Origin of the sequence: Mesobacillus maritimus (assembly GCF_044803185.1) — a bacterium.
GTDB classification, from domain to species: domain Bacteria; phylum Bacillota; class Bacilli; order Bacillales; family Cytobacillaceae; genus Mesobacillus_B; species Mesobacillus_B maritimus_B.
The window spans coordinates 3682134-3701650 of sequence record NZ_CP085225.1 but is presented as its reverse complement, the minus strand read 5'-3'; the positions used below and the strand labels follow the sequence as shown (position 1 = coordinate 3701650).

Sequence of the window (19517 nt, the reverse complement as noted above, 5' to 3'; positions counted from 1 at the left end):
TAAAAAGCCCCCTCTTTGTTTGGACAAAGAGGGGGCTTTCATCGTTTTAAACGGACTAACGCAATACGTTAAAATACCTCGCTTCTGGGTGAGAGAAGACAATGGCGGTGACAGAGGCTTCGGGCTCCATCATAAATCCGTCTGTAAGGTTTATACCGATGTCTTCTGGCTGAATAATCTTAAAGAGCTTTTGCTGATCTTCTAGCTCCGGACAAGCTGGGTAGCCAAACGAGAAGCGTTGACCTTGGTATTTGGCAGCGAAACGATCCTTCATCGTCATGCTTGGTGCGTCTGGGAACCCCCAGCGGTCGCGTATTTGACGGTGAATCAATTCAGCGTAGCCTTCTGCGGTTTCCAAAGCTAAAGCTTGAAGGGCATGACTTTCTAAAAAGCGTCCTTCATTTTTTAACTTATCGGCGATTTCACGAATACCCTTTCCAGCTGTTACCGCAAAGAAACCAACATAGTCCATTTCACTGTCACCCACTGGACGTAAAAAGTCAGCAAGACAGAGACCAGGTTCTGTTTCTTGTCGTGGAAACTCAAAGGTTTCAATTACTTTACCGGAGTCTGCGGACTCATAAATAAGAACCTTGTTCCCATCTGCTTGTGCAGGGAAGTATTGATACATCGCTTTTGGCTCAATCCAGTTATTTGCTAAAGCTTCTGCGATAAGTGACTGAACGACATTATTGACCATTGTCGCCTTCTCGTCCCCCTCAGCAAGGAGTTTCTCGATCTTTCCTTTTACTCCTAAATGATGTCCAATCAACATTTGCTTATTGATATATGGCTCAATATGGGCGAGCGTGTAGGACTTTAAGAGATGTCTTTTTAAATCCTGTGGAATATAAACAGGTGCCTTCTTAACGGTTTTCTGTCGAGTTAATACCGCTGTGGCGGTTCCTGTTTGGCTAACCTTCGCTGTTCGCTGTGCTAGCTCTTGTGCTTTTGCTTGTTTTTCGAAGACGATTTTCTCAAGTTCTTCAGGATTTCCTAATTGATTGGCTAAAGATAGGCCGTTCATAGCATCTTTTGCATATAAAACTAAACCATCATATTCAGCGGCAATTTTCGTATCGGTAAACTTTCTTGTTAGCGCGGCACCACCGACAAGGATGGGTAAATCAATGCCAGCTTGCTTCATATCTTTCGCTGTTAATACCATCTGTTGAGCCGATTTTACAAGCAGACCGGAGAGACCAACGATGGTTGGCTTTTCTTGCCTGATTTTCTCAATTAAGACGTTTGGGGTAACCTTAATTCCTAAATCGATGACGTCATAGCCGTTATTGCTAAGGATGATGTCGACGAGATTTTTCCCGATATCATGGACGTCACCTTTCACGGTAGCTAGAATCACTTTTCCTTTTGTCGAGCTACTGTCAGTCTTAGACATATGTGGTTCAAGATGAGCTACAGCTGCTTTCATTACTTCAGCGCTTTGAAGAACTTCAGCAACAATTAACTGATTATCATTGAACAGCTTGCCGACTTCTTTCATTCCATCCATTAAGGGCCCGTTAATTATATCCAGTGGGGCAGGGTAGGTGTTTAAAGCGATATCTAAGTCGGGAACTAATCCTTCTTTTGTTCCTTCAATTACATAATAGGCAAGTCGCTCTTCTAGCGTCATATCTGGAATCGAGCTCTTTGCTTCCTTTTTCTTGCCACGGTAGAATTCGGTAAACGTCGCAAGGTTTGCATCGGTTGTATTGAAAAGGAGTTCTTCGGCCATCTTTACTTCCTCTTCCGAGATAGAAGCAAAGCGCTCAAGCTTTTCAGTGTTAACAATGGCATAATCGAGTCCAGCCTGGGTACAGTGATAAAGGAAAACAGAATTTAAAATTTCCCTACCAACTGGAGGAAGACCAAAGCTGACATTGCTAATGCCGAGAACAGTTTGCGTTTCTGGGAATGCTTCTTTAATCATTTTAATTCCATCTACAGTAGCTTTTGCTGAGCCGATATATTGCTCATCCCCAGTTCCAACTGGGAAAACCAATGGATCAAAAATTAAATCTTGAGGAGCAATTTTATATTTATTAACTAAAAGTTGATAAGAGCGTTTGGCAATTTCTAGTTTTCGCTGTGCTGTAACTCCCATCCCTTTCTCATCAATTGTTCCGACAACAACCGCTGCACCATAAAGGTGGACGAGTCGTGCTACGGCCTCAAACTTTTCTTCACCATCCTCGAGGTTTATCGAGTTAATGATGGCTTTTCCTTGTGAATAACGAAGAGATTTTTCAATAACGTCTGTATCAGTTGAATCAATTACAAGTGGTACCTTTACTTTTTTTACAACTTCTTTAATAAATTGCTCCATGTCTTGGAGCTCATCGCGGTCAGGATCGGCAAGGCAGAGGTCAATAACATGGGCGCCATTTTTCACCTGTGCACGAGCAATTTCCGCTGCCTCTTCAATTTTCCCTTCAGATATCAACCGCTTAAACTTTCTAGAACCAATGACATTTGTCCGCTCTCCAACCATTATTGGTCTTAAGGTTGGATCATCATAAATAAACGGTTCAATCCCTGATACCATATGCTGTGGAGTTGGCTTTGTATCACGTGGTTGATAGGCTGCCATCTTTTCAGCAATCGCCTTAATATGAGCAGGAGTGGTCCCGCAACAACCACCGACAATATTCAACCAGCCTTCCTCGGCAAAACCAGCCAATTTTTGAGCAAGCGTTTCTGGAGTTTCGTGATAAATGCCTTCCTCGTCAGGGAGACCGGCATTCGGGTAACAGCTAACAGCTGATGAAGCAAGAGTGGCTAAGGAACGTAAATGCTCCTGCATAAACTCCGGCCCCGTTGCACAGTTTAGCCCAATCGCAATTGGCTTCATATGCTCAATGGAAATATAGAAGGCTTCGATAGTTTGTCCGGCGAGGGTGGTTCCCATTGGTTCAATCGTCGCGGATATCATAAATGGCACTTCAAATCCTTTTTGCGTAAAAGCCTTTTGAATCCCAATATAGGCAGCTTTTACATTCAATAAGTCTTGACTCGTTTCCAAAAGCAGTAGGTCGACGCCACCATCTAATAACCCAAGCGCTTGTTCCTCGTAAGCTAGGGTTAACTGCTCAAAGGTTGCTCCACCCGTAACACTAAGTGTTTTCGTTGTTGGCCCCATTGCTCCAGCAACATAGCGTGGTCTTTCAGGTGTAGAAAATTCACTAGCCACTTTTTGGGCTATCTCGGCGGCTACTTTATTTATTTCATAGGCTTTATGCCCTAAATCATAATCATCCAGTACCAAATTTGTAGCCCCAAAGGTATTGGTCTCGACAATATCCGCACCAGCTTCAAAATATTCGCGGTGAATGTTTTCAATCACAGAGGGAGACGTTAGATTGAGGTTTTCATTGCAACCTTCAAACGCCTCACCCCCAAAATCAGCGGCGGTAAGATCTGCTTGCTGGAGCATGGTTCCCATTGCTCCGTCCATAATGAGGATTTTCTTCTTCAGCTGTTCGGTTATTGAAGCTCTAGACATTTTGTTTCCTCCTTGAAAGACGATCTGTGTATTCGCGCGTAAAATGGGCAAGTTCAACAGTCATTTCATAATTCATAAATGGCGTGATGAGATAAATGCCGTTAAAAAGCTCGGCGGCTGTTTCAATTAATGACTTTGTAATCGCAATGCCTTCTCGTTTAGATTGGGTCGGGTTGTCTTTCAATTTTGCCATTGTATCAAGGATATCTTGGGAGATTTTAATTCCCGGAACTTCATTATGAAGAAATTCAGCATTTCTGCTACCTGTTAACGGCATTAAACCAATATAAACAGGCGCGTCCAAGTGCTTGGTTTGTTCGTAAACTTCTAAAAGAAGTTTCTCAGAATAAACGGGCTGAGTGATGAAGTAATCTGCACCACATTTTATTTTCTTTTCCATTCTAACAACTGCTTTTTCAAGTGACCTGACATTAGGGTTAAACGCCGCAGCAATGGAAAAATCACCTTTCTGACCTAAATCTTTTCCCGAAAAGGATAGACCCTCGTTGAATTGTTTGATTAACTCAATCAGTTCAAAAGATGAAACATCGAAAACAGAGGAAGCGCCAGGGAAGTCGCCAACTCTAGCGGGGTCGCCCGTTATTGCTAGAACATCATGGAGACCAAGTGTATGAAGACCCATCAGATGGGACTGTAGTCCAATGAGATTTCGGTCACGACAGGTAAGGTGAACGAGTGGTCGTAAGCCAACTTTCTCTTTGACCAAATGTCCTAACGCAGAGTTAGCAACTCTGGGGGAGGCTAGCGAATTATCCGCAAGTGTAACCGCATCAATACCGGCTGCCTTTAACGCTTTAGCACCTTCAAAAAACTTAGTTGTATCCAATTTTCGTGGAGGATCAAGTTCAACAATCACAGATGGGCGGGTTTTCACAATTTCCTGTAGCGCTGGCTCCGTTCGATTAATAGGTGGAGATTGAACCTCTACTTTTACCTTGTGATCAATGACCGTTTTTTCTGTCACAGGTGCTAGGCCCTTTAGCTCGGTTGCAAATGCACGAATATGTTCAGGTGTCGTGCCACAACACCCACCTAGTAGCACCACCCCTTGTTCGCGAAACCTTCGTGCCGATTGACGAAAATATTCGGCGCTACTTTCAAATTGGAATCTTCCATCCGTATAGGAAGGGAGGCCGGCATTTGGATATGCAGATAAAAAGGCCTTTTGCGGAAGCTCAACCCTCTCTAGTGAAGAAATCATATGATGCGGTCCGAGACGGCAATTTAATCCAACCACGTCTGCGCCGAGAGCTTCCAGCTTTTTAAAAGCGTCATTTAACTTCATCTGGTTCTGTAATAAGCCTAATTCATGGAGAGTCACTTGAGCGATCAACGGTAAATCTGTTTCCTTACGGGCGATGGTTAACACCGTCTCAAGCTCCTCAAAATCATAGTAGGTTTCAAGCAAAATACCGTCTACTCCCTCAAGGAGCAAGCAATATAGTTGCTCCCGGAAGCTTCTTTTCATTTCCTCAAGGGAAACATTATTTGGTCTAATGCCACGATTACCACCGATGGTACCGAGAATTATCGTCTTGTCATTTGCTGCTTTTCGGGCAAGTTGAACTCCTAAGCTATTAATCTCTTTTACATGGTCCTCAAGACCATAGCGTTGAAGCTTTAGATAGTTTGCGGCATAGGTGTTTGTTTGGATGATGTCAGCTCCTGCATCAATATAAGCTTGATGAATATGAACGATGTCATCTGGACGGGAGAGATTAAATTCCTCAAAGCAGCTATCTGTTCCATAGGAATGAAGCAGGGTTCCCATCGCACCATCCGCTATTAAAATCTCATTTTTCAATCTATGCAGGAAACTCATCATATTCATCCTCTCTTAATTAAAGTGTTCGAGGCTACATCTAATGCAGCTGAGAAATCATTAATAATATCTTCTACAGACTCTAATCCTACAGAGAGTCGAAGAAGCGTGTTGCTAATGCCACGTTTTTGACGCTCACTTTCTGGCATTGCCGCATGAGACATTTTCGCTGGATAGGAAAGAATTGATTCAACGCCACCGAGACTAACAGCAAAGACTGGTAGTTTTACATTTTCTACAAATTCTTTGAAAAGCGACTCATTTTCTAGTTCAAATGAGAGTACTGCACCTGGTCCATTGGCTTGTCGATTATGAATCTCGTATTGTGGGTGATCCTCTAGGCCAGGAAAGTGGACCTTCTGTACTAATGGATGTTCCTTAAGGAAGGCAGCAATTTGTTTTGCATTTTCCTGTGATTGATTCATTCGGACAGACAAGGTTTTGATGCCGCGCATGACTAGCCACGCATCTTGGACTCCGAGTACTGCACCGAATGAATTTTGTAAAGTATATAAACGGTTTCCGAGCTCCTCATCCTTTACAACGGCAAGACCTGATAAGGTATCACTATGTCCGCCTAAAAATTTTGTGGCACTGTGAAGAACCACATCAACACCCATATCTAGTGGTCGTTGAAGATAAGGTGTCATGAATGTGTTATCAACAAAAGTGAGCGCGTCGATTTCCTTGGCAATTGCTACAACGGCTTCAATATCCGTTACTTTCATTAATGGATTAGAGGGAGTCTCCATATAAAGGAGCTTTGTATTTGGTTGAATCGCTGCACGTACTTCATCAAGGTTGGTCATGTCCACGAAGGTATGCTCAATGCCGAAACGGCTAAGCACTTGTGTGACCATTCTAAACGTTCCGCCATAGACATCTTCTGTAACCACTACATGGTCACCTTGAGAGAGTAAGAGAAAGGACGTTGAAATCGCGGCCATCCCTGATGAAAAGGCAAGTCCGCGTGTTCCACCCTCCATTTCAGCAATGATATCCTCTAAAGCTTCACGTGTGGGATTTAGGCTGCGACTGTAATCGAATTTACCAAAGCTATCAACAGAAGGTTGATGGAAAGTCGAAGCATATTGTACAGGTACGCTGACAGCTCCCGTATTAGGGTCAAATTTATGTTTATTATGTAAAAGCTGAGTTTCAAAAGAATAATCTTGTTTTGTCATTTTTACTGTTCCTCCTGTTCTGCTTTTGAAAAGGCTTGGTTTAGGTCAACCATTAAATCTTCAACATCTTCGATTCCAACAGAAAAGCGGAGGAGGCGATTATCGACACCATTGGCTTCACGAACTTCCTGTGGAATATCAGCATGCGTCTGAGTGGCAGGGTAAGTAATGAAGCTTTCAACACCGCCAAGGCTTTCAGCAAAGGTAATTAACTTTAGATTTTGTAAAAATGGATTCACCCAAGATTCCTCTTTGATACGGAAGGAAAGCATTCCACCTCGTCCAGGATAAAGGACGTCGGTTACTGCATCATGTTCTTTTAGGTATTCGACTAGCGCTGCGGCGTTCCGTTCATGTCGTTCCATTCTTAATGATAAAGTCTTCATTCCACGAATTAGCAGCCATGAATCGAAGGGACTAAGTACGGCGCCTGCACCATTATGGTGAAGGAATATAGCCTCGCCTAACTTTTCACCTTTTGAAACGATTAATCCGGCCAACACATCATTATGTCCTCCGAGGTATTTGGTTGCACTATGAATGACAATATCTGCACCTAAGCTTAATGGCTTTTGAATAAGAGGGGTGTAAAAGGTATTATCAACAATGACTAGAATGCCTTTCTCCTTCGCCACTTTAGCAATTGCTGCAATGTCAGCTGTCTCCATCAAAGGATTTGTCGGGGTTTCAATGAAGATGGCCTTGGTTTGTGAGGTGATTGCAGAGCTGACCTCATCTAAATTGCTCATGTCAACATATTGAGAATTCAATCCCCATTTCTTAAAGGTTTGTTCTAGGATTCGGTAAGTTCCCCCGTATAAATCCTTTGAAACAATCCATTCATCCCCTGATTGAAACAAGGAGAGGACTGTAAGAATAGCAGCCATGCCTGAGCTACATGCAAAACCGCGATCGCCTTCCTCTAAATCAGCAATTGCTTTTTCGAGTATTTCACGGGTTGGATTCCCAGTTCGGACATAATCATAGCCACTTGATTGGCCAATTCCTTCATGGCGATATGCGGTTGATAGATAAATAGGGGGATTAACTGCCCCTGTTGTTGTTTCGCTACGGTTTCCAATTTGTGCAAGCTTTGTGTTGATTTTTACCATTTGTAACACTCCCTAGTTTCGGATATTTCTGTAGTTGGAATTAGTATAATAAAAAAAGTCTTCTTTAAGAAGAAGACTTAGGTTTCATGCACATAATCTTCTTCTTATCTGCCAAGTTTAACAACTTGCTGGACTTAGCACCTTTTCAACAAGTAATGCTGAAGGTTGCTGAGGTATCGCAGGGCCAGACCCTCAACCTCTCTGGATAAGAAATGGGTTAATTTATAATTTTCTCTAAACTTTACTACAGTAAATCGGTAAATGTCAATGTATTTTGATTATTATTCTAGTAAGAAAGTAATTTTGATAAAACTGTGAAAAAAGAATGATATTTTTGTGAACATTTTGTGTCAATTTTGTTTTCTTTTTGATAAAATAAAATCATCATCTTGTAACTGGAGAGAACTGGAATTTCAGTTCTCTTCTATATAAATGGTATAAATTTCTAATAAGTGCATGAAAGCGCATACATTTTGAGGAGGTAACAGGATGGAGTCCTATTTCAAAGTTTTAAATGCAGTGAAATATGTCGGTGGTACAACGTTGACTGTAGGGATGGCATTTTTTGTCTTTGGTTTAGTCATTAGCCATAACTTGATAACAGGACTAGGAATGGGAGCCGTTGTTGGAGCGATCTTTATTTTTATCATCGGTGTGTTTTTTGTTGTGACAGAAGAAATGTTGGAGAAAACTGATAAAGGAACACTTGTCGTTCCGACCAAGTCCGCTGCAAAAATCATTCCATTTAAATTAAAATAAGGAGCACCTATATAGGCACTCCTTAGAAAAAAACTCTATTAAGCAGGTGTTTGACACCTTGCTCCTTACATATCCCAAACCATCGCTAATAATGTTCCGAAAATGGTTACGAGGGCAATGATTAAGCCATAATAAACGTTTAAATAGATGGCTCCTTTATCATCGGTTTCACCAGCGTGCATAAACACGGTAAGCTGAACTCCGGCTTGAATAAAGGCCGTGACCAAAAGAATGGTCATACCTATATGAAAGGACATATCAAGGAAGTAAACAGCCAGGGCAATTACCGTTAAGAGTAGTGAGAACGCAAAGCCTAAGACTTGTTTGGCAGGGAACAGTTCTTTCATCTTACATCATTCCTTTCAAATAGATGAAGCTGAAGATGAAAATCCAAACTACATCTAGGAAATGCCAGTAAAGCGAGAAAATGAATGACTTATTGGCTGTTTGTGGAGTCAAACCACGCTTTTTTACCTGAAGGATAATAAACAGTCCCCAGAATAAGCCAAGCGTAACGTGTGCTCCATGTGTTCCTAAGGTTGTTAAGAGAATCGAAGTGAACGCACTTGTTTGGATTCCGGCTCCAACATGAACATAGTGAATAAACTCATAAATTTCGACTCCTAGGAATGCTAACCCAAGCAGTAGAGTGATAGAAAAGAAGGTTAGCATTGCTTTCTTATTACCAAGACGCATCGCATGGACCCCTAATCCGATGGTGAAACTACTTGTTAACAGCAGGAGGGTTTCGATTAACACGGGAGTGATTTCAAAAATCTCTGCCCCAGTAGGACCACTACCTGTACGGTCGACCAGTGTAAAATAGGAGGCGAAAAGCGTCGCGAAGAGCATGATTTCTGCACCTATGAATATCCAAAATCCTAATATATTGTACTGGTTTTGATCGGTACTATATTCAAGTGGCAGCGAGTGATCGATTTTCATTATTTAGCACCTCGCATTTTCGTTTCGGTTTCTTCAATCTCTTCAACAGAGATATAATGACCATGGTCTTGTTCGAATGAACGATGAGCCATGCATGCTAGAATTCCAATTGTTGAGAGAATCGCAGGAATCCATAAGCTAAAGATAAACGAGAATCCCCAGACGAAGAAGATTGCACTCATGATAAACGGTACACCACTGTTGTTTGGCATATGAATTTTTTTATAATTAGTATCCTTAAACAAGACGTGACCGTGTTTCTTTGCATCCCATAGAGCTTCACTTGAACGTACTTCAGGAACGACAGCGAAGTTATATTCTGGGACTGGGTTATGGGTAGTCCACTCAAGTGTGCGTGCATCCCATGGATCCGCACTGATATCTCGTGAAGCATATCGCGTACTATGATAGATGTTGTATACAATTAACGCAAAACCAACGGCCATAACAATCGCACCAATGAAGGAAACCATATTCAAAGGTCCAAAACCAGTAGCCTCAGAGTATGTGTACATCCGACGTGCTTGACCATCTAGACCAGTAATATACATTGGCATGAACGCTAATAGGAATCCGATTGAAAGTAACCAAGCGGTCCATTTTCCAATGCGTTCATTCAGCATGAAGCCAAACATCTTCGGCCAGTAATACGTAAGACCAGCGAGCATCGCGAATACGACACCTGGAATGATTACGTTGTGGAAGTGAGCGACCAAGAACATTGTATTGTGATATTGGTAGTCTGCTGCAGACATGGCAAGCATAACACCAGTTACTCCGCCTAATGTGAACAACGGAATGAATAATAACGCATAAAGCATCGGGGACGTAATTTCAATTTTTCCTTTGTACATGGTTAACAACCAGTTGAAGATCTTAACCCCGGTTGGTACTGCAATGGCCATAGTTGTAATAGAGAAGATACTGTTTGTAAGTGCTCCCTGACCCATTGTAAAGAAATGATGGGCCCAGACTAAAAAGGACATGAGCGAAATAACAACCATGGAAGCAACCATCGATTTATAGCCATACAAATTCTTTCTGGAGAAGGTTGAGATGACCTCACTATAAATCCCAAATGCTGGCAAGATTAAAATGTATACTTCAGGATGGCCCCAAACCCAGAAAAGGTTGGCCCAAAGCATATCCATACCGCCATTTTCCATCGTAAAGAATTGTGTTCCAAATAAGCGGTCCATTGTACCCATCGCAAGGGCAACAGTTAGGACAGGGAACGCGAAAACAATGATGACGTTCGCGATAAAAGAAGACCATGTGAACATCGGCATTTTCATTAGCGTCATGCCAGGTGCTCTCATTTTAAGGATGGTCGTGATCATATTAATACCGGTCATCAGAGAACCAATCCCGGATATCTGAATCGCAAGCATATAATAGTTCGTTCCGACGGAAGTACTAAACTCATTCCCTGCAAGTGGGAAATAAGAAGTCCACCCTGCATCAGGGGATCCACCAACAACGAACGAGATATTGAATAACATTGCTCCCATAAAGAATAACCAAAAGCTTAGGGCATTTAAACGAGGGAAGGCAACGTCACGTGCACCAATTTGTAAGGGCACAACGAAGTTCATAAGCGCAAAAATAAATGGCATCGCCATAAAGATAATCATGACGACTCCATGAGTCGTGAAAATCTCGTTATAGTGTTGCGCATCAAGTATTGTATTTTCTGGAGCGGAAAGCTGGGCACGCATCATAATAGCGTCAACGCCACCGCGGAAAAGCATTAATAAAGCAGAGATTAAATACATAATCCCAATCCGTTTATGGTCGACAGTTGTTAACCATTCACGCCAAAGATAGCCCCATTTCTTAAAATAGGTTAAACCTGCAACAATAGCAACCATTGACAATCCAATGGCAACCATCGATGCATATATCGCTATACTTGGATGTGGCACGGCAAAGCGTTCTAAAAATTCCATCCGTTTGTGTCTCCTTTCGGGAAATATCCGCAAGTTCTATCATTCTAGGAATATAGAAATAGTTATAGTTAGTGACTGCTATGGTCCGCAGGCTCGCTGTGAGATTCATCATAAGCTTCTTCAGCGTCAGAAGATCCATGATTATGCCCTTCTGGAGGAGGCATAAAGTCTAAATGAGTTCCTGTAAATGTCATCCGACCGAGGTGACCCGGCTCTAATAGTTCATCAAATTTTTCTTCTGTTAAAGGGTCAGCTGTTTCGTGCACCTCATCTACCCATTCAACAAACTCAGAAGGGGACATAGCGGTAACATCAAAGGTATTTTCCGCAAACCCTTTCCCACTAAAGTTAGCGTTACGACCCATGAATTCACCTGGAGAGTCAGCTGCTAAGTGGAGAGTTGTAATCATATCACTCATTGCGTATTTTTGCCCACCTAGCTGCGGAATCCAAAAACTTGTAATTGGTCCATAGGAATAAAGCTTAAATTCAAGTGGACGGTCTGTCGGAATGTACAAGTAGTTAACCGTTTCAATGTTTTCTTCAGGATAACTAAAATGCCATTTCCAGTTTGAAGAGGAAGCATATATCACAAGTGGTTCTTTATCTTCGTATCCTTGAGGAGTCGCCTCAACGATATAGTTACTCTGAACAGAAACAAAGGATAAGTAGGCAACGATTATGACTGGAACCCCAACACAAATTGCCTCCACCCATAGATTTCCTTCCATATGCGGTGGTTCATAATCTGGACTTTGCTTTGAAGCACGGTATTTAAATAAAATAACAATTAACATCGCAAAAACAACAAGGACAATAAACGACATAATCCCGATAGACAACATAATGTCTTGAGCTTGCCTTGCGGCTTGAGGCCCCTTAGGGTCGAGGACCAATAATCGTTCACAACCAGTTAAAAACGTAGCAATTGCGAAAATGACGGATAGTACCATCCACTTCCTTTTCATATAACTTCTCCTTTCGTAAATAACAACAAACCTTGGGTCATTATAGCATACATAATGTTCATTTCTTCACATGATGTTCATAATTTAACCCGGTAAGTTGTGGCAAAATGTGATTTAAATCACTGCATTGCTCTGTTTAGAAAGAGTTTAACATAGAAATCATTAGTACTTAGTGACATAATTGTGACTAATTTATGAAAACATTTCTTGTCAATTTTGGTAATGGGTATTAGGGTTCTTCTTTTGAGAAAAATATAATGATGGGATTACAATAATTTTTTTATAAGGAACTGAAACTTTCCTTAGTGTTTGTTCGTAAATGATAAATGGAAAGTAGAAAACAGGAGGATGGATAATGGTAAAAAAATTATTGGCAGTGTTTGTTGCAATGATGGTGATGTTCTCGCCAGTTGGTAATATGGTGGTACAGGACCTACAGCAATCAGAGGTTAGTGCGAAGAAATATAGGTCGGGTACCAAAAGATACAACAATAACAATAATACCACAACAAACCCGAACCAAAACGTAAATCAAAATAATACTGTTAATAACAGAACGAATGCAACCGCACCACGAAATAATGGTGGGTTAATGCGAGGCATCATGTATGGTGGTCTTGCTGGACTACTCTTTGGTGGTTTATTAGCAGGAATGGGGGGCTTAGGTCCAATTCTTGGAATGGCCATCAATATCATTGGTATTTTGCTTCTGTTTATGCTTATAAGCCGTGTTATTACCGCTTTCAAGAAAAAGCAGCGCGAGGACAATGACCCTTGGCACCGCTAAAAATTTCTGAGCAGGATGTTGTGAATGCCATTTGTTTATATGTCGCCGATAAAAAGCAAGTTAAACTCGAAGAGGTAGAAGTAGAGTTAATGTTTGATGACGATTATGGATTTTCTGCTGAATCATTTGTTCATGGACGAAAACAGATTCTAGTTAAACAAAATATGATTGAGGCTCTTAGAATGTGGCTAGATCAAGTGTTAGGTAGAGATCCATTCTCGGGAATTGAATTGGTGCTTGATGATGACGAAGGAATTATCGCCATCATCAGATAATGAATAAAGCCTGTCCGATAATTGGACAGGCTTTTTACATATAATAGGAAGAAACGGAGAAAGGGGACACGGGAATGACGAAACTAGAAGAAATCTACCCTGATGCCATTGAACAAACAAAACAAAAACTCCATGAAGATATTGCTCACTTTCTAGAGAAGAGCGAAATCATCCGTTCCTATCAGGATTATATTGATGAGCGGAAAACTTTTATCGAACAAATCTGGGTAAATGTCTGGATTAATAAAGCATCCAATGATGTTCCAAAAAAAGAAAAAAAGCAATACTTGAAAAATAAAGGTTATGAGACAGAGGGGGTGGATAAGAAAATCATCAACAAGCTTTTTCGCAATGAGATTAGGGATTTCCAGCCTTTTAATGTCATTCAGTGGCTTGATGAACAATTTGCCACAAATCCAGTAGAATGGGAGCGAAAATACAAGAAATCACGGGAAGCTTTTTTAAAACGACAAGTGCAAGCGGAAGTGGACAGAAAGAGAAACGCCTATACCTTTGAGTTACAACGTCGGGTCGAAAATTACTTAGAAGAAAATTTCTTGTTCTTTTATTTGAGAGTTCGGCATTTTGCTGCAAAACATTTAATGGAGGATTTGAATCAGAAGCCAAAATATCAGTATGTTGAACCTTTCAAACTGGAAGAAAGGCTAATTGAGGATGGACATTTTCTTCCAAGCGATTATCGAAAAGTAGCAGAATTCTTTGAAGAACTTACAGGTGGAGTTCAGGCTACCTATGATTGGGGAGCTCGTACCTTTGAGTATGAAACATATTTTGACTTTTATGAGAAGCGGGTTATGGAGTATTTATTTGCCCTTATGCCTAACAGGCTTATTAATGAACTTCCCACCAATCTCAAGGAAGAATATAAGGAATTATTCCAACAAGAGCTTACTGAAGCAAAGTTAATAGAATGGTTTGACCAGGAATTTGTTGATTTAACGGGAGAGTGCCTGGAAGAATTAACACAAGAGTACCTTGAGGACTTACTAACCATTGTCGACATCCCGTTTGATATAGCGACCCACCAAGAATTGTTTAAGAATCATGTTGCAGAACGAGAACGGAGAATCGTGGAAGAGAGGGCTGAGCTTGAACGGATAAGGGCGGAAGAAGCACATATTATGGACGATATCTTCGGTAAAGCTTATATCCCGTCAGTTGGAGTGAATTTACGCTATGTTTTGCATATTGGTGAAACGAACACCGGAAAAACCCATCATGCATTAAAAAAAATGAAAGCAGCTGAAAGTGGATTATATTTAGCGCCCCTAAGACTGTTAGCTCTTGAGGTATACGATAAACTAAATGCAGAGGGTGTAGCTTGCTCGTTAAAGACAGGAGAAGAGGAAAAGTCTGTTGAGGGAGCAAGACATATTTCAAGCACAGTGGAAATGTTTCATGAAAAAGACTTTTACGATGTTGTTGTCATTGATGAGGCGCAAATGCTCGCTGATAAGGATCGAGGATTTTCCTGGTACAAAGCGATTACGAAAGCGAACGCACGTGAGATCCATATCATTGGAAGCTGGAATATTAAAGACATGCTTTTTAACCTGTTAGAAGGCGTTGAGATAGAGGTCCATGAATATAGTCGTGATACTCCATTAGAAGTAGAGCAGAAGGAGTTTGAGTTAAAACACACGAAAAAAGGCGACGCGCTTATATGCTTTTCACGTAAAAGGGTTTTGGAAACCGCTGCAAAACTTAAGCGTAGTGGTCATTCGGTCAGCATGATTTATGGAAGCATGCCACCGGAAACACGAAAGAAGCAAATTGATTTGTTTAACTCTGGTCAAACAAAGGTGGTTGTTGCAACAGATGCGATTGGGATGGGCTTAAATTTACCAATTCGACGAATTGTTTTCCTTGAGACTGAGAAATTTGATGGGACAAGGAGAAGAAGGTTGACTTCTCAAGAAGTGAAACAAATCGCCGGGCGTGCAGGCCGAAAGGGAATATATGATATCGGCAAGGTTGCCTTCTCCGCTGATATTAAATACATGAGTAAGCTTTTGGAGCAAACCGATAAACCTGTAGAGACCTTTGCCATTGCCCCAACCTCGACCGTCTTTGAGCGCTTTCAAAAATATTATCGTGATCTTGGCACTTTTTTTGAGCTATGGGAGGAGTTTGATTCACCTAAGGGGACGAAAAAAGCTTCGCTTGCGGAAGAACGCGATTTATATGAATTGATTCGAGGTACGCCAATTGAGGCCCGCTTTTCCATGATGGATTTATATGGATTTCTTCATTTGCCTTTTGCATCCAAAGAACCGGCATTGGTCCGCCAATGGCTAGACACGATGATGGCGGTTGCCGATGATACCGAAATCCCAGACCCAATGATTAAACGAAAAGGGCTAGAGGATTTTGAGTTATCCTATAAAGCGATTGGGCTTCACCTATTATTTTTATATCGATTAGGAAGAAGGACGGAAGCGGTTTACTGGGAAAGAGTGAGAGAAGAAATCAGTGATCAAGTCCATGACCAACTTCGGGATGAGGTAGAAAATTTTCGAAAAAAATGTAAAAACTGTGGGAAACCTCTTCCGGACGACTCTAGATTCTCTATATGTGATGCTTGCTATCATGGGAAGTATAGACGTGGAAATCGCGGAAATAGACGCTGGGCTTAGCGGACATAGGTATCTAATAGCATATTAAGCGCTGTACGCCATAAAATGGTTATTAAGTAGGATTTTAACTCCAACAGAGACTCTCACTAATCCTTCTACCTAAAGAATAGAAAAGGTGTGGTTGTATGGGCGTTCATGTTGTACAAAGCGGGGAGACTCTTTGGGCGATTTCACGTAGGTATGGTGTTTCCTTTACTGAGATTATGGCGCTTAATGGCTTACCATCTACGAATTCTCTTACCCCTGGTCTTGCGCTCTATATTCCACGGACCCCATCACCATACCGTGTTTATCGCATTCAACCAGGTGATACCCTGTGGAAAATAGCGGTTCAATTTAATATAACAACCGATGGGATTATTGAGGCTAATCCATCAGTTGATTTGAATTCTCTTGTTGTTGGTCAGAAAATTAGGATTCCGACAACTGCTAAGCTGGAAATTGCTACACTAGTGTTTATCTCGCCTTACGTCCAGCAAGCTGCTATTGCACAGGTATATGAATTAGCAGGACAGATGACCTACATAGCGATTGCTGCTTATAGTTTTACGGAAAGTGGTTTTGCATATGTTCAACTTGAGGATCGAGAATTAGTTGCGACAAGTAATCAGTTAGGTGTGCGACCATTATTAATGATTCGAAATCAGCTAAATGGGGAATTTAATGCTGAATTGGTCGGAAGAATACTTGAGAGCCCACAATTGCGTAGGAACCTTGTCACTAGTCTTGTTAATTTGGTTCGGGAACGAGGCTATCAAGGGGTAAGTATAGACTTTGAATTTATCCCACCGCCAAGGCGTAATGATTTCCTCGTGTTTCTTAGGGAGTTGAAAAATGCGCTTGGTTTGAACATTCTACATGTAAATGTCCATGCAAAAACAGAAGATATACCTACAAATCCGATTATCGGTGCATATGATTACCAAGGAATTGGAAACGTGGCCGACATGGTTGCCGTGATGACGATTGATTATGGATATCCAGGTGGCCCACCAGATCCTGTTTCTCCTGCTTGGTGGGTAGAGCAGGTAATTGTTTATGCGCTTACGCAAATTAGAAAGGAGAAAATGCAAATTGCGATGGCGCTTTACGGATATGATAAAATTGTCCCGGACAATACAACTATCGCTCGGTCGGTGCTATCAGCACAGAACATCGCGCTTGCTAATTGGCGGCCGATTCAGTTTGATGAACGTGCCCGATCACCTTTTTATCAATACCGACAAAACAACCAGGACCATGTTGTTTGGTATGAAGATATAAGAAGTTATATTGCAAAATATCAGTTAATTGATTTATACGGTTTAATGGGAACGACGTATTGGCAATTGAGCTTGCCAGCACCGCAGAATTGGGCTTTTGTTAAGGAAAGAATTACGGTTTTAAAATAGCAGGAGTTAAAGGAAGGATGAAGTTATTCTTCCTTTTTTAATTATACTAATAACTTTTACTTTTCATTTTTAATCATTTAAGCATATAATAGATATAAATATCATATTCCTTCGGGGTCGGGTGTAATTCCCAACCGGCGGTGATGAAGCGATGGCTTCTTAGTCCGTGACCCGGTTAACATTTGTTAAACGGTGGATCTGGTGAAACTCCAGAGCCGACAGTTAAAGTCTGGATGGGAGAAGGAAAATTTTTGAAACTAGGTTTCGTTAACGGGTGAAGTCTACCTGTTTATAGACCTTTATTTTCTTATTGTCTTTTTAGGACCCCAAAGTATCGATTAATGATGCTTGGGGTCCTTTTTATTTTTCTGCAGAGGAGGTTGACGAAGTGACGGATCAAGAATATATGAAGCTGGCGATTGAACTTGCGAGGAGTGCAGCGGGACAAACTTCCCCGAATCCAAACGTAGGAGCAGTAGTAGTTAAGAACAATCAAATTGTTGGAATGGGTGCACATCTAAAAGCAGGAGAACCTCATGCGGAAGTTCATGCTATTCGAATGGCTGGTGAAAAAACGAAGGGTGCAACGATTTACGTTACGCTCGAGCCTTGTAGCCATCATGGGAAGACCCCCCCATGTGCCGATTTGATTATTGCTTCTGGCATTGAGAGAGTGGTTGTTGCTTCAACAGATTCGAATCCGCTTGTTGCAGGACGTGGCATTAGTAAGTTAAAAGATACCGGAATTAGCGTCGAAACTGGAGTTCTTGAAAATGAAGCCATTGAGCTGAATGAAATTTTCTTTCATTTTATTGAGACAGGATTGCCGTATGTGACTTTAAAATCAGCTTCAAGCCTTGATGGCAAGACTGCAACCGTAACAGGTGAAAGCAAATGGATTACGGGAGAGGCCGCCCGACATGATGTTCACAGACTACGTCATCGGCATGATGCGATTTTAGTTGGAGTGAACACGGTAATCGCAGACGACCCGAGCCTGACCACTAGACTGCCAGGTGGTGGGAAAAATCCGGTGCGAATTATCTTGGACTCTACATTAAGGACGCCATTAAGTGCCCGTGTGGTTAGGGACGAGGAAGCGCCAACATGGCTGATTACCACTAGCAAGGCAGAGAAGGCCAAAGTAGCTGAGATGGAGGCGCATGGAGTTGAGGTGGTGGTGCTCACAGAAACCTTGACGATTCCCGAAATCTTGAAATCCCTGGCTGAACGTGGGATTACTTCTTTATTTGTAGAGGGTGGTGCAGAGGTCCACGGAAGCTTTCTTAAAGCAGGAGCTTTTCAACAATTGATCAGCTATATGGCTCCTAAGCTAATTGGTGGGAAAAGCGCTCCGTCGGTTTTCGGGGGAGAAGGGCTAGTACATATAGAGGATGCCGTATCTTTACGAATCAAAGATGTAACGATGATTGGCGACGATATCCGCGTTATTGCTACGCCACGATAAGGAGTTGAATGTATGTTTACTGGGATTATTGAAGAAATTGGCACGATAGCGGGAATCCGAAGGACAGGCCCTATGTTTGAAGTGGCTATTCATGCGGAGAAAGTCTTAAAGGATGTCAACCTTGGAGATAGTATTTCAATAAATGGCGTCTGCCTGACGGTCACCTCTTTTACGACTGGAAAGTTTACGGTCGATGTAATGCCGGAGACAGTGAAAGCGACGAATATTAGCAAGCTCAAGCCCGGTTCTAAAGTCAACCTTGAAAGAGCAATGGCCGCTGGTGGTCGGTTTGGTGGTCATTTTGTATCAGGTCATGTCGATGGAATTGGCACGATTATTCGCAAGGAGCGTCAAGAAAATGCGGTCTATTATGAAATTGAGGTCGATGAAGAACTGGCGAGTGGGATGATTTTGAAAGGCTCTGTAACGGTTGATGGTACAAGCTTGACCATTTTCGGCGTAACAGAAACCTCGTTTACCATTTCGTTAATCCCCCATACGATGGAGGAAACCATTATTGGTCAAAAACAAGTTGGAGATATGGTCAATATTGAGAGCGATATGATTGGCAAATATGTGGGACACTATCTAAAACAAACAACAAATCAGGGCAAGAAGTCATCGATAACAAAAAGTTTTTTAGAGGAAAATGGATTCAGTTAAGGGGGGAAAAA

At 41.7% G+C, this 19517-nt stretch carries 15 protein-coding genes and 2 riboswitches; of the genes, 7 read left to right on the top strand and 8 right to left on the bottom strand.

Features of this window, described 5'->3' with window-relative positions; all coding sequences use genetic code 11:
* Positions 1 to 55: 55 nt before the first annotated feature.
* Genes metH through LG336_RS17850 form a run of 4 tightly spaced genes read right to left on the bottom strand, consistent with a single transcriptional unit; the run spans position 56 to position 7644 of the window.
* On the bottom strand, positions 56 to 3505 hold the full coding sequence (gene metH / locus LG336_RS17865) for a methionine synthase (protein WP_404328840.1): 3450 nt from the start codon (positions 3503 to 3505) through the stop codon (positions 56 to 58).
* Entirely contained in the window at positions 3498 to 5348 is a 1851-nt protein-coding gene (locus LG336_RS17860; protein WP_404333207.1) for a bifunctional homocysteine S-methyltransferase/methylenetetrahydrofolate reductase, read from the bottom strand. Before LG336_RS17860 ends, metH begins: the two co-directional genes overlap by 8 nt.
* 5 nt (positions 5349 to 5353) lie before the next feature.
* On the bottom strand, positions 5354 to 6532 hold the full coding sequence (gene metC / locus LG336_RS17855; protein ID WP_404328839.1) for a cystathionine beta-lyase: 1179 nt from the start codon (positions 6530 to 6532) through the stop codon (positions 5354 to 5356).
* A gap of 2 nt (positions 6533 to 6534) precedes the next feature.
* Entirely contained in the window at positions 6535 to 7644 is a 1110-nt protein-coding gene (locus LG336_RS17850) for a methionine biosynthesis PLP-dependent protein (RefSeq protein ID WP_404328838.1), read from the bottom strand.
* Positions 7645 to 7745: 101 nt separating this feature from the next.
* A riboswitch (SAM riboswitch) is annotated at positions 7746 to 7856 on the bottom strand.
* 277 nt (positions 7857 to 8133) lie between these two features.
* Between LG336_RS17850 and LG336_RS17845 the strand changes: the two genes are divergently transcribed.
* Positions 8134 to 8403, top strand: coding sequence for a hypothetical protein (locus LG336_RS17845; protein ID WP_404328837.1), 270 nt, complete (start codon positions 8134 to 8136; stop codon positions 8401 to 8403).
* A 65-nt stretch (positions 8404 to 8468) separates the two neighbouring features.
* On the opposite strand, the gene qoxD is transcribed toward LG336_RS17845, so the two are convergent.
* From qoxD to qoxA, 4 genes are all read right to left on the bottom strand, one after another.
* Positions 8469 to 8750 carry a cytochrome aa3 quinol oxidase subunit IV gene (gene qoxD / locus LG336_RS17840; RefSeq protein WP_404328836.1) on the bottom strand — a complete coding sequence of 94 codons (282 nt, stop codon included), beginning with the start codon at positions 8748 to 8750 and terminating at the stop codon, positions 8469 to 8471.
* Between the two features lies 1 nt (position 8751).
* Complete coding sequence (qoxC, locus tag LG336_RS17835) at positions 8752 to 9348, bottom strand: cytochrome aa3 quinol oxidase subunit III (protein WP_404328834.1); 597 nt, start codon at positions 9346 to 9348, stop codon at positions 8752 to 8754.
* Entirely contained in the window at positions 9348 to 11297 is a 1950-nt protein-coding gene (gene qoxB / locus LG336_RS17830; RefSeq protein WP_404328833.1) for a cytochrome aa3 quinol oxidase subunit I, read from the bottom strand. Before qoxB ends, qoxC begins: the two co-directional genes overlap by 1 nt.
* 68 nt (positions 11298 to 11365) lie before the next feature.
* The gene (qoxA, locus tag LG336_RS17825; RefSeq protein WP_404328831.1) at positions 11366 to 12265 is read right to left on the bottom strand and encodes a cytochrome aa3 quinol oxidase subunit II; all 900 of its coding nucleotides are present in this window, start codon (positions 12263 to 12265) and stop codon (positions 11366 to 11368) included.
* Between the two features lie 355 nt (positions 12266 to 12620).
* On the opposite strand from qoxA, the gene LG336_RS17820 reads away from it, so the two are divergent.
* The 6 genes from LG336_RS17820 (at position 12621) to ribE (ending at position 19506) form a co-directional block, all read left to right on the top strand.
* Positions 12621 to 13052, top strand: coding sequence for a hypothetical protein (locus tag LG336_RS17820; protein WP_404328830.1), 432 nt, complete (start codon positions 12621 to 12623; stop codon positions 13050 to 13052).
* Entirely contained in the window at positions 13040 to 13327 is a 288-nt protein-coding gene (locus LG336_RS17815) for a YxcD family protein (protein ID WP_404328829.1), read from the top strand. The genes LG336_RS17820 and LG336_RS17815 overlap by 13 nt, the downstream gene beginning before the upstream one ends.
* A 74-nt stretch (positions 13328 to 13401) precedes the next feature.
* A complete protein-coding gene (locus LG336_RS17810) occupies positions 13402 to 15984 on the top strand; it encodes a DEAD/DEAH box helicase (protein ID WP_404328827.1) in 2583 nt (860 codons plus the stop codon).
* Between the two features lie 125 nt (positions 15985 to 16109).
* On the top strand, positions 16110 to 17375 hold the full coding sequence (locus LG336_RS17805; protein ID WP_404328826.1) for a LysM peptidoglycan-binding domain-containing protein: 1266 nt from the start codon (positions 16110 to 16112) through the stop codon (positions 17373 to 17375).
* Positions 17376 to 17478: 103 nt separating this feature from the next.
* A riboswitch (FMN riboswitch) is annotated at positions 17479 to 17624 on the top strand.
* Between the two features lie 139 nt (positions 17625 to 17763).
* Entirely contained in the window at positions 17764 to 18843 is a 1080-nt protein-coding gene (gene ribD / locus LG336_RS17800) for a bifunctional diaminohydroxyphosphoribosylaminopyrimidine deaminase/5-amino-6-(5-phosphoribosylamino)uracil reductase RibD (protein WP_404328825.1), read from the top strand.
* Between the two features lie 12 nt (positions 18844 to 18855).
* Positions 18856 to 19506, top strand: coding sequence for a riboflavin synthase (ribE, locus tag LG336_RS17795; RefSeq protein ID WP_404328824.1), 651 nt, complete (start codon positions 18856 to 18858; stop codon positions 19504 to 19506).
* The last annotated feature ends 11 nt before the right edge of the window (positions 19507 to 19517 follow it).

Coding starts and splice junctions, on each gene's coding strand:
- LG336_RS17805 (WP_404328826.1), top strand. CDS start 16,110: ATGGGCGTTCATGTTGTACAAAGCGGGGAGACTCTTTGGGCGATTTCA.
- qoxB (WP_404328833.1), bottom strand. CDS start 11,297: ATGGAATTTTTAGAACGCTTTGCCGTGCCACATCCAAGTATAGCGATA.
- ribE (WP_404328824.1), top strand. CDS start 18,856: ATGTTTACTGGGATTATTGAAGAAATTGGCACGATAGCGGGAATCCGA.
- metH (WP_404328840.1), bottom strand. CDS start 3,505: ATGTCTAGAGCTTCAATAACCGAACAGCTGAAGAAGAAAATCCTCATT.
- LG336_RS17860 (WP_404333207.1), bottom strand. CDS start 5,348: ATGAGTTTCCTGCATAGATTGAAAAATGAGATTTTAATAGCGGATGGT.
- LG336_RS17810 (WP_404328827.1), top strand. CDS start 13,402: ATGACGAAACTAGAAGAAATCTACCCTGATGCCATTGAACAAACAAAA.
- metC (WP_404328839.1), bottom strand. CDS start 6,532: ATGACAAAACAAGATTATTCTTTTGAAACTCAGCTTTTACATAATAAA.
- LG336_RS17820 (WP_404328830.1), top strand. CDS start 12,621: ATGGTAAAAAAATTATTGGCAGTGTTTGTTGCAATGATGGTGATGTTC.
- LG336_RS17845 (WP_404328837.1), top strand. CDS start 8,134: ATGGAGTCCTATTTCAAAGTTTTAAATGCAGTGAAATATGTCGGTGGT.
- qoxA (WP_404328831.1), bottom strand. CDS start 12,265: ATGAAAAGGAAGTGGATGGTACTATCCGTCATTTTCGCAATTGCTACG.
- qoxD (WP_404328836.1), bottom strand. CDS start 8,750: ATGAAAGAACTGTTCCCTGCCAAACAAGTCTTAGGCTTTGCGTTCTCA.
- LG336_RS17850 (WP_404328838.1), bottom strand. CDS start 7,644: ATGGTAAAAATCAACACAAAGCTTGCACAAATTGGAAACCGTAGCGAA.
- qoxC (WP_404328834.1), bottom strand. CDS start 9,348: ATGAAAATCGATCACTCGCTGCCACTTGAATATAGTACCGATCAAAAC.